This is a genomic window from Kitasatospora sp. NPDC057198, assembly GCF_042670125.1.
Taxonomy (GTDB): Bacteria; Actinomycetota; Actinomycetes; order Streptomycetales; family Streptomycetaceae; genus Kitasatospora.
This window is the reverse complement of record NZ_JBHUWH010000283.1, coordinates 1-10388: the sequence shown is the minus strand read 5'-3', so window position 1 is coordinate 10388 and position 10388 is coordinate 1. Positions and strand designations below refer to the sequence as shown.

The following is a 10388-nucleotide window of genomic DNA, read 5'->3' as shown; positions in this document are numbered from 1 at the left end:
GTCCGGGCCGGGCGGGGCGCGGGGGCGGTGGGCGCCGGCTGTGCGGCGCCCTCGCGGACGGTGGTGGGTGAGTGGCTCATCTGCGGTACAACCCGTCCTCGCCGAAGGCGTGTGCCAGTTTGTTGGCGCCCCAGATCAGCAACAGCGAGATGACGCTCTTGAAGAGGCCGGCCGCGGCGCCGAAGCTGTAGTTGCCGGTGGCGATGCCGTAGTAGAAGGAGAAGGTGTCGAGCACGTCGGCCGATTCGTGGCCGACCGCCTCGCGCTGGATCAGGAACTGCTCGAAGCCGACGGTCAGCGCGTTGCCCAGGCGGAGCACCAGCATCAGCACGATCACGCCGCGCAGGCCGGGCAGGGTGATGTGCCACATCCGGCGCCAGCGTCCGGCGCCGTCGACCGCGGCCGCCTCGTACAGGTCGGTGTTGATGGCGGCCAGTGCGGCGAGGAAGACGATGATGCCCCAGCCGGCCTCCTTCCAGATCGCCTGCGAGGTGACCAGGAGGGCGAAGGTGTGCGGGTTGGTGGTGATGTCCCAGGGGGCGATGTCGTTCTGCCGCAGGAAGTGGTTGAGGATTCCGGCGCCGCCGAGCATCTGCTGGAAGATCGTGATGGCCAGCACCCAGGAGAAGAAGTGCGGCAGGTAGACCACGGACTGGATGAAGTTGCGCAGCCGTTCGCTGAGGACCGTGTTGAGCAGCAGGGCCAGCGCGATCGGAACGGGGAAGAACAGCACCAGCTGGACCAGGCTGAGCCAGAGGGTGTTCTTCAGCGCCCCCCAGAACAGCGGGTCGTGGAACAGCTGCTGGAACTGCGCGAGGCCGGCCCACTCGCTGTCGCGCACCCCGACCAGCGGGTCGTAGTACTGGAACGCGGTGACCAGGCCGAACAGCGGCGCGTAGTTGAAGATCAGCAGCAGGACCACGGCCGGGACGGTCATCAGCAGCAGCGTCCTGTCGCGCCGCAGCCTGACCCGCCAGTTCAGCCGGACGGCACCGTTCTTGCCGGTGGTCCTCCGGCCTGCGGTGCTCTTACCCCGCTCCGATCGCGCTGTGCTCACTGACCCGTTCCGTACTTGCTCAGGACGTTGTCGGTCATCCACTGCTTGAGGCGGTCGCCGCCGTTGGACTTCCAGGTGGAGATGGCGGCCTGGACGTCGGAGACCTTCTTCTTGCCGTGGTAGCAGTCCTTGATGGTGTCCTCGACGGCCTGCGCGGTGTCGATGGTCGCGATGTTCTGCGGCATCGAGATGTTCATGTTCCAGAACAGCGGCTTGTACAGGTACTTGACGTTGGCGGCCTGGAAGGCGGCGATGTCCTTGGTGACCTGGTCGGCGCCGGGGTTGGAGATGACCGAGGAGGCGGTGGCGAGGAAGGGGTAGGTCTGCGCCTGGACGTCCTTCTTGCCCTCGTCGTTGAAGGTCGGCACGCCGTTGACCCGGGTGTAGTGGGTGCCCTCGACGCCGAAGTTGACCATCGTGTACTCGGCGGAGCCGTACGGCGCGGCCAGGTAGTTCGCGACGGCGAGCAGTTCGTCGATCTGCTCGGGCTTGAGCTTGGCGTTCAGGTAGCTCATCAGGCTGGTGGAGGAGCCCATGAACAGCGACGGGGTGCCGCCGGCCTTCGCGGTGAGGAAGTCGAACGAACCGCGGCGGTAGCCGGGGGTGGCGGCGGTGCCGGACAGGTGGTCGGCGAGGTTCCAGGCGCCGGTGCCGCCGCCCTGGACCAGGGTCTTGCCGGCGTAGAAGCGGGTGTTGGCGTCGGCGTTGTTGCCGGCGATGGCGTCGGGGTGCAGGTAGCCGGAGCTGGCCAGCTTGTAGTGCCAGTCGAGGGCCTCCAGCAGCTCCGGGGTCTCGTACTTGTGGACGAGCTTGCCGTCGGTGAGCTTCCACCTGTTGGGGACGCCGAAGAACGGGAAGAGGTAGGTCCACACGTCGTCGAAGGCCCAGGTGCCGGCCTTCTCGTCGGTGAGCTCCTTGCCCAGGTTCATCAGGTCGTCGAGGGTCTTGACCTGGTCCGCGGTGATGCCCTTGGCCTCGAGGACGTCGCGGCGGTAGAAGGTGGTGCCCGCGATGGAGAAGCCGGTGGAGAAGGAGGGGATGCCGTAGAGCTTGTCGCCCCAGATGCCGGCCTGCCAGGCGCCGGTGGGGATGGCGGCCAGGTTCGGGTACTTCTTGATGTTGTCGCCGGAGAGGTGGGGGGTGAGGTCGGCGAACTGGGAGGCGGCGAGCTCGCCGACGTTGAAGTTCGGGTTCCACCAGGTCGGGAGCTGGATCCAGTCCGGCAGCTTCTTGGCGGCCGTCATGGTGGGGATGATGGTGGCGTAGTTGTTGCCGTCGGCGGGCTTCATCTCCATCGTGACGCCGAGGGCCTTGTTCATCGCGGCGTAGAACGAGTTGTCCGCGGGCGGGACGGTGCCCCACAGCGGCGTGACGGCCGTGTAGCTGCCGCCCTTGCCGGGCACGCCGGTGACCGTGGCGACCGGGCTGGCCGGGTAGGTGAGGAAGGCCGGGTCGGTCATCGCGCCGTCCGCGCCGGTGACCGAGGGGATGTCGGCGGCCACGGAGGTGCTGGCGGCGAAGGCCGGCAGGGCCGACTTGACGCCCTCGGCGGAGTTCGCACCGGTCTTGTGCTTCGAGCCGCCGCCCCCGCAGGCGGCCAGCAGGGGGGTCATCACCGCTGCTCCGGCGACGGAGACTGCGGCGGTGACGAAGGATCTGCGGTTCAGCTCGGTTCTCATGGTGGGGAGGCCCTTCCGCGGCGCCCTGCACTGGGCGCTGTCGAAGCGCTTGACTGTCGAAGCGCTTGATGTTGCGGCGACACTAACGGCGCGTTTCCGGTTAGACAAGTGCCTGGACAAATTCATTCTGCCCATTGCTACAGGGAGTTGACATGGTCGATGCTTCGTGTCAGCGTCGATTCGCTTCGACGACCAACCGCACCGCACCATCATCCTGGGGTGAGCCCGTTGAGTTCCCCGTCCCCGTCCGCCGCCGAGACCTCGGCCGAGCGGTACCCGTTCCGCGATTCCGCGCTTCCGCTGGACAAGCGCGTCGACGACCTGCTGTCCAGGCTCTCCCCCGCCGAGCGCCTCTCGATGCTCCACCAGTACGCCCCCGCCGTGCCCCGCCTGGGCATCGGCGCCTTCCGCACCGGCGCGGAGGCCCTGCACGGCGTCTCCTGGCTGGGCGAGGCCACCGCGTTCCCGCAGGCCGTCGGCCTCGGCGCGAGCTGGGACGAGGAACTGGTCCGCGAGGTCGCCGAGGCGGTCTCGACCGAGCTGCGCGCCTTCCACCACCACCGCTCCCCCGCCATCGCCCCCGACCGCGGCCCGAACAGCCTGCAGGCGTGGGCCCCGGTGCTGAACCTGCTGCGCGATCCGCGCTGGGGCCGCAACGAGGAGGGCTACTCCGAGGACCCGGTGCACACCGCCCGCCTCGGCGAGGCGTTCTGCCGCGGCCTGGCCGGCGACGACCCCGCCCACCTGCGGGCGGCCCCGGTGCTCAAGCACTTCCTCGCCTACAACAACGAGGACGACCGCTGCACCACCTCCTCCGGCCTGCGCCCGCGCGTCCTGCACGAGTACGACCTGGCCGCCTTCAAGCCGGCGATCGCCTCCGGCGCGGCCACCGGGGTGATGGCCGCGTACAACCTGGTCAACGGCCGCCCCTGCCACGTCTCCCCGCTGCTGGAGAGCGAACTGCGGCGCTGGGCCGAGCCCACCGGCCGGGAGCTGTTCGTGGTCTCCGACGCCGAGGCCCCCTCCAACCTGGTCGACCCCGAGCACTACTTCGACGACCACGCCGAGGGCCACGCCGCCGCGCTGAAGGCCGGCATCGACTCCTTCACCGACCACGGCGAGGACAGCGAGACCGTCATCGGCCGGCTGCGCGAGGCCCTGGAGCGCGGCCTGATCGACCAGGCCGACATCGACCTCGCTGTCCGCCGACAGTTCGAACTCCGCTTCCGCATGGGCGAGTTCGACCCCGATCTGGACCCGTACGCGCAGATCGGCCCCGAGGTGGTCGACAGCCCCGAGCACCGCGCGCTGGCCCGCCGGGCGGCCGCCGAGTCGACCGTCCTGCTGAAGAACACCGGCCTGCTGCCGCTCACCGACCCGGCGCAGCGGATCGCCGTGATCGGCCCGCACGGCGACGCGCTCTTCGAGGACTGGTACTCCGGCACGCTGCCCTACGCGGTCACCGTCGCCGACGGCCTGCGCGCCCGACTCGCCCCCGCGGGCGGCGAGTTGACGGTGCACGAGGGCATCGACCGCGTCCTGCTGCGGGCCGCCTCCACCGGCGAGCCGCTGAACGGCACCGCCTTCGACCTCGGCGACTGGGGGCTGGGCGTGCTCACCCTGCGCGCCGTCGACAGCGGGAAGTTCCTCTCCGTCAAGGAGGACGGCTCGCTGGTCGCCGACCAGGCCGTCATCAAGAGCTGGGACGTGCACGAGACCTTCCGCCTGGTCGAGGCGGAGGCCGAGGACGGCGCCGTGCTGCTGCAGTCCGTGCTGACCGGCCGGTACGCGGCCGCCGGCACCCTCGCGGTCACCGCCGAGGACGCCGCCGGCGCCGAGCGCTTCACCCGCGAGGTGCTGCGCGACGGACGGGCCGAGGCCGTCGCCGCGGCCGCCGGCGCCGACCTCGCCGTGGTCGTGCTCGGCAACCATCCGCTCATCCACGGCCGCGAGACCCTGGACCGCCAGGGCCTGGCCCTGCCGCCCGCCCAGGAGGAACTGCTGCGCGCCGTCGCGGCCGTCCGCCCGGAGACCGCGCTGGTCGTGATGAGCAGCTACCCCTACGCCGTCGACTGGGCCGACGAGCACCTGCCCGCCGTCCTGTGGACCTCGCACGGCGGCCAGGAGACCGGCCACGCCCTCGCCGACGTGCTGTTCGGCGACAGCGACCCGGCCGGCCGCCTCCCGCAGACCTGGTACCGCGGCGACGACGAACTGCCCCACCCGCTGGACTACGACATCATCCAGGCCGGCTGGACCTACCAGTACCACCGGGCCGCGCCCCGCTACCCGTTCGGCCACGGCCTGTCCTACACCGCCTTCGACTACGGCGAGTTGGAGGTCGAACCGACCGCCCTCGGCCAGGACGGCACCGTCCGCGCCGCGCTCACCGTCACCAACACCGGCACCCGCCCCGGCACCGACGTCGTCCAGCTCTACGTCCGCGCCCTGGACGCCCGCTACCAGGCACCGAGACTGCGGCTCGCCGACTTCCGCAAGGTCACCCTCGCCCCCGGCCGGAGCCGCCGACTGGCCTTCGACCTCCCGGTCGCCGAGCACCTCGCCCACTGGGACGTCGCCACCGGCACCTTCACCGTCGACCCCGGCCGCTACCGGCTCCTCGCCGCCGCCTCCGCCGAGGACATCCGCACCACCGCCGAACTCACCGTCGAGGGCCCGGCCCCCGCACCCCGCACCGTCCTCGGCCGGCGCACCGGGGCGGCCGACTTCGACGCGCACACCGGCATCGCCCTGGTCGACGCCACCCGGGTGGACGGCGACGCGGTCACCCCCGCCGAACCGCACGCCTCCGATGCCGAACTCCTCTTCTCCACTGTCGAGTTGACGGGGGCCCAGCAGGTCTCGGCGGAGGTCGCGCTGGACGGTTCCGAGCCCGCCGAGCTGGAGTTCGCGGTGGACGGGAAGGTGCTCGCCACCCTCGCCGTCCCGCCGACCGGCGGCCGCTACGCCTGGACGACCGTCACCGCCCCGCTGGACGGCGCGCCGCACGGCGTGCACGACCTGCGGGTCGCCCTGCGCGGGCCGGTCCGGCTCGCCGCCTTCACCGTCGCCTGACCGCGCCGGTGAGCCGACCGCCCCGGGAGCGCGGCCCGCTCCCGCTCCCGGGGCCGGGCGGGGCCGCGTCCACGCGCACCTGACAGCCGTGGGCGCGGCCCCGCCGCACTCCGCCTTCCTGCCCTTCCGCTTGGAGATCCCCCGATGAAGTTCACCGACGGCTACTGGCTGATGCGCCCGGGCGTGACCAACCGCTACGCCGCCGAGGTGGCCGACGTCCGCACCGTGTCGGACCGGTTCACCCTCTGGGCGCCGCTGCGCCGGGTCACCAACCGGGCCGACACGCTCAACTCGCCGCTGCTGACCGTGGATTGCCACTCCCCCGCGGAGGGCGTGATCTCCGTCCGGTTCACCCACCACGCCGGGTCGGTCCGCCCCGGCGGCGGCTTCGAACTGGTCGGCCGCACCGACGGCGCGGGCAAGGTCGTCCGGGACGGCTCGGTGGTCGAACTCCGTTCCGGGGAACTGACGTTGCGGGTGGACACGGCCGGCCCGTGGCGGGCCGACTTCCTCTCCGGCGGCGAGCTGATCACCTCGCTCGGCGAGCGCGGCCTCGGCTTCGCCGTCGACGCCGGCGGCCGGCACCACATGGTGGCCCAACTCGCGCTCGGCGTGGGCGAGCGGTTCACCCCGTTCGTCAAGAACGGCCAGACGGTGGACATCTGGCAGGCCGACGGCGGCACCAGCAGCGAACAGGCGTACAAGAACGTCCCGTTCCACCTGAGCAGCCGCGGCTACGGCGTGCTGGTCAACCACCCCGGCAGGGTCTCCTACGAGGTGGCCTCGGAGGCCGTCGGGCAGGTGCAGTTCAGCGTCGAGGACCAGTCGATGGAGTTCCTGGTCTTCCAGGGCCCCACCCCGAAGGAGGTGCTGAGCCGCTACACCGGCCTGCTGGGCCGTCCCGCGCTGCCGCCCGCGTGGGCGCTGGGCCTGTGGCTGTCGACCTCGTTCACCACCGACTACGACGAGGCGACGGTCACCCGCTTCACCCGGGGCATGGCCGAGCGGGGCATCCCGCTGAGCGTCTTCCACTTCGACTGCTTCTGGATGCGCGGCTACCACTGGAGCGACTTCGTCTGGGACCCGGCCACCTTCCCGGACCCGGCGGGCATGCTCGCCCGCCTCAAGGAGCAGGGCCTCAAGCTCTGCGTGTGGATCAACCCGTACATCGCCCAGCGCTCCGAGCTGTTCGAGGAGGGCCTGCGCGAGGGCTACCTGGTGCGCCGCACCGACGGCACGCTCTGGCAGTGGGACCTCTGGCAGCCCGGCATGGCGCTGGTCGACTTCACCAACCCGGCGGCCACCGCCTGGTTCACCGAGCGGCTGCGCCGCCTGCTGCACCAGGGCGTGGACTGCTTCAAGACCGACTTCGGCGAGCGGATCCCCACCGACGTGGTGTGGCACGACGGCAGCGACCCGGAGCAGATGCACAACCTGTACACCCAGCGCTACAACGAGGCCGTCTTCGAACTGCTGCGCACCGAGCGCGGCGAGGGCGAGGCGGTGCTGTTCGCCCGCTCCGCCACCGCCGGCGGCCAGCAGTTCCCGGTGCACTGGGGCGGCGACTGCGAGTCCACGTTCACCGCGATGGCGGACTCGCTGCGCGGCGGCCTGTCACTGGGCCTGTCCGGTTTCGGGTTCTGGAGCCACGACATCGGCGGCTTCGAGGGCACCCCCACCGAGGCCCTGTTCAAGCGCTGGGTGCAGTTCGGCCTGCTGTCCTCGCACAGCCGCCTGCACGGCTCCAAGTCGTACCGCGTGCCGTGGGACTACGGCGAGGAGGCCGTCGAGGTCACCCGCGCCTTCACCCGCCTCAAGCACCGCCTCGCCCCCTACCTCCAGCGCGCCGCCCAGCAGGCCCACCTGCACGGCACGCCCGTCATGCGCGCCATGCTGCTGGAGTTCCCCCGGGATCCGGCCGTCACCGGCCTGGACCGCCAGTACATGCTCGGCGACGACCTGCTGGTCGCCCCGGTCTTCACCGAGACCGGCGACGTCGAGTACTACGTCCCCGAAGGCACCTGGACGAACGTCCTCACCGGCGACGAGGTCACCGGCCCGCGCTGGGTCCGCGAACAGCACGGCTTCGACACCCTGCCGCTGCTCGCCCGCCCCGACTCCGTCCTCCCCCTCGCGGCCGACGACACCCGCCCCGTCTCCGACTGGGCCGACGGCGTCACCCTGCTGGTGCACGCCTTCGCCGACGGCACCAGTCGCGAGGTCGCCGTCCCCGAGACCACCGGCACCGGCACCGCCGCCCGCTTCACCCTCCACCGCCGGGGCGACCGCCTGCACGTCACCACCGACAGCGCCAAGCCCTGGCACCTCCGCCACGCCGGCCGCGCACACGCCTTCCCCGCCGGCACCGCCGAGGCCGAGATCCCGCTGCGCTGACGGCCCTCCGCACTTCCCCGGGGGCGGGGCCGCGCCCCCGGGGAACCCGCCGCCCGCACGACGACGCCTGGGCGGGCCGTACGTCTGCGTGGGCCGTGCGTCCGGGCGGGCCGTACGTCTGCGTGGGCCGCGGATCGGCCCGCTGCTGATCGGCCCGCTGCGGATCGGTCCGGGCCGCGCGATCGGCCTTCCGTCCCCGTGCGGGCCGCGGATCGGCGATGCTGGTGCCCATGCGCGCCGCCCGCCTGATCCGCATGGCCCTCCTGCTCCAGTCCACCCCCGGTCTCACCGCCGCCGAGCTGGCCCGGGAGCTGGAGGTCTCCGAACGGACCGTCATCCGCGACGTCCAGGCGCTCCAGGACGCCGGGGTGCCGGTCCGTTCGGAGCGCGGCCGGACCGGCGGCTACCGGCTCGCCCCCGGCCACCGCACCCGGCTCACCACGCTGCACCCCACCGAGGCGGAGACCCTCTACCTGTCCGGGCTGCCGTCCGCGCTGCGCGACCTCGGGCTGTCCGACGCGGCCGGCACCGCCCGGCTGAAGCTGTCCGCGACCCTGCTGCCCTCGCTGCGGGCGGCCGCCGAGTCCTCGGTCCGGCGCTTCCACCTGGACGCCCCGGCCTGGTTCCGCGAGCCGTCCACCCCGGAGCTGCTGCCGGAGCTGGCCCGCGCCCTCTGGGCGGACCTGGCGGTCGAGTTCGCCTACGCCCGCCCCGGCCGCGAGCCCGGGGCGCCGCGCCGGGTCGAGCCGTACGGGCTGGTCCTGAAGGCGGGCGTCTGGTACCTGGTGAGCCGGCTCCCGGACGTGCCGGACCCGGCCTTCCGCACCCACCGCGCCGACCGGATCACCGCGCTGCGCACGCTCCCGGACGAGGCGTTCACCCGCGACCCGTCCTTCGACCTGGCCGCGTACTGGCAGGAGCACAGCGCCCGGTTCGCCCGCTCCCTGCTGCGCGCCGCCGTCACGCTGCGGCTCACCCCGGAGGGCGCCCGCCGCCTGCCCGAGGTCACCGACCCGACCGCGGCCGGACGGGCGCTGGCCGCCGCACCGCCGCCGGACCCGACCGGCCGGGTCACCCTCGAACTGGCCGTGGAGTCCGAGGAGATCGCCTTCGCCGAACTGGCCCGGCTCGGCGCGGACGCCGAGGTGCTCGCCCCGCCCGCCCTCCGCGCCCGCTTCGCCCGGCACGCACGGTCCCTCGCCGCGCTCTACCGCGACGCGGAACCGGGCCCGGAGCCGGACGCGGAACCGGGCCCGGCTCCGCGTTCGGAACCGGACGCCGGCCCCGCCTGGTCTCAGCGGTAGTCCTCCGCCGAAACCGGAGCCCCCTGCTCCCCCCGCTCCTCCAGCGCCGCGAAGTACGCCCAGGCGTCCGGCCGGCTGCCGTCCACGTCCGTGAGGCCGTAGACCTGGGCGAGTTCGGCGCTGGAGGTGGACTTCCGGTTCCACCGCTCGGCCCGGCGCGGGTCGGCGGCCAGTGCGGCCACTCCGCGGGCGAGGTAGTGCGGCGATTCCGCGATCGCGAAGGTCGGTTCGACGGCGGTGACGTCCCGCCAGTTCTGCTCCGTCGCACCGAAGTGCGCGAGCATCTGCTCGGAGCGCAGGAAGCCCGGCGTCACGCAGACCGCCGCGCCGCCGTACTCCGCCAGTTCCTCGCCCAGCCCGAAGGCCATCCGGATCGGCGCGTTCTTGGCCAGGTCGTAGTAGAGGTTCTCCCGGTACCGGCGGTTGTACTCCGCCGTGCCGTCGGTGACCTCCACCAGCAGCGGCCCGTCCGAGCGCACCAGCAGCGGCAGGCCGAGCGCCGCCGTGATGACGTGCGAGCGGACGCCCAGTTCCAGGATCCGCAGCCCGTCGGCGAGCGGCGTCTCCCAGCTCTTCTTCCCGAAGATCGACCCGGCCGTCAGGTGCTCGCCGCCCCACAGATCGTTGACCAGGACGTCGAGGCGCCCGTGCTCCGCCTCGATCCGCCCGAACAGCGCCCGGACCCGCTCCTCGTCCAGGTGGTCGGTGGGCACCGCGATCCCCACCCCGCCGGCCGCCGTCACCAGCTCCCCGGTCTCCTCGATCGTCTCGGTCGTCCGGCCGACCTCGCTGGCCCGCTCGCGGGTGGTCCGTCCGGTCACGTAGACCGTCGCTCCGGCCCGGCCGAGTTCCACCGCCAGCGCTCGGCCGGCGCCCCTG

The 10388-nt window shown here is 72.5% G+C and carries 7 protein-coding genes; 4 read left to right on the top strand and 3 right to left on the bottom strand.

The genetic code is table 11. The features are described 5' to 3' along the window. Positions 1–76 precede the first annotated feature (76 nt). Both ACFUEL_RS26645 and ACFUEL_RS26640 read right to left on the bottom strand, forming a co-directional pair. On the bottom strand, positions 77–1057 hold the full coding sequence (locus tag ACFUEL_RS26645) for an ABC transporter permease (RefSeq protein ID WP_380239296.1): 981 nt from the start codon (positions 1055–1057) through the stop codon (positions 77–79). Further along, positions 1054–2670: a Tat pathway signal sequence domain protein gene (locus tag ACFUEL_RS26640; RefSeq protein ID WP_380239295.1), complete on the bottom strand. Its 1617-nt coding sequence runs from the start codon at positions 2668–2670 to the stop codon at positions 1054–1056. The genes ACFUEL_RS26645 and ACFUEL_RS26640 overlap by 4 nt, the downstream gene beginning before the upstream one ends. A 31-nt stretch (positions 2671–2701) precedes the next feature. Between ACFUEL_RS26640 and ACFUEL_RS26635 the strand changes: the two genes are divergently transcribed. The 4 genes from ACFUEL_RS26635 to ACFUEL_RS26620 all read left to right on the top strand — a co-directional run bounded on the left by ACFUEL_RS26635 (position 2702) and on the right by ACFUEL_RS26620 (position 9509). Further along, positions 2702–2887, top strand: coding sequence for a hypothetical protein (locus ACFUEL_RS26635; RefSeq protein WP_380239294.1), 186 nt, complete (start codon positions 2702–2704; stop codon positions 2885–2887). Positions 2888–2964: 77 nt separating this feature from the next. Beyond that, a complete protein-coding gene (locus tag ACFUEL_RS26630) occupies positions 2965–5811 on the top strand; it encodes a glycoside hydrolase family 3 C-terminal domain-containing protein (protein ID WP_380239298.1) in 2847 nt (948 codons plus the stop codon). Between the two features lie 144 nt (positions 5812–5955). Continuing rightward, positions 5956–8205, top strand: coding sequence for an alpha-xylosidase (gene yicI / locus ACFUEL_RS26625; RefSeq protein WP_380239293.1), 2250 nt, complete (start codon positions 5956–5958; stop codon positions 8203–8205). Between the two features lie 230 nt (positions 8206–8435). After that, the gene (locus tag ACFUEL_RS26620) at positions 8436–9509 is read left to right on the top strand and encodes a helix-turn-helix transcriptional regulator (RefSeq protein ID WP_380239297.1); all 1074 of its coding nucleotides are present in this window, start codon (positions 8436–8438) and stop codon (positions 9507–9509) included. Here the strand turns inward: ACFUEL_RS26620 and ACFUEL_RS26615 are convergent. Then, on the bottom strand, positions 9500–10388 hold an 889-nt coding region (locus tag ACFUEL_RS26615; RefSeq protein WP_380239292.1), incomplete at its 5' end, for an SDR family oxidoreductase. The two genes, ACFUEL_RS26620 and ACFUEL_RS26615, sit on opposite strands and share 10 nt — an antisense overlap.

What these genes read in the sequence shown, in the direction of transcription:
- ACFUEL_RS26640 (WP_380239295.1), bottom strand. Translation starts at nt 2,670, where the DNA reads ATGACCCCCCTGCTGGCCGCCTGCGGGGGCGGCGGCTCGAAGCACAAG.
- yicI (WP_380239293.1), top strand. Translation starts at nt 5,956, where the DNA reads ATGAAGTTCACCGACGGCTACTGGCTGATGCGCCCGGGCGTGACCAAC.
- ACFUEL_RS26620 (WP_380239297.1), top strand. Translation starts at nt 8,436, where the DNA reads ATGCGCGCCGCCCGCCTGATCCGCATGGCCCTCCTGCTCCAGTCCACC.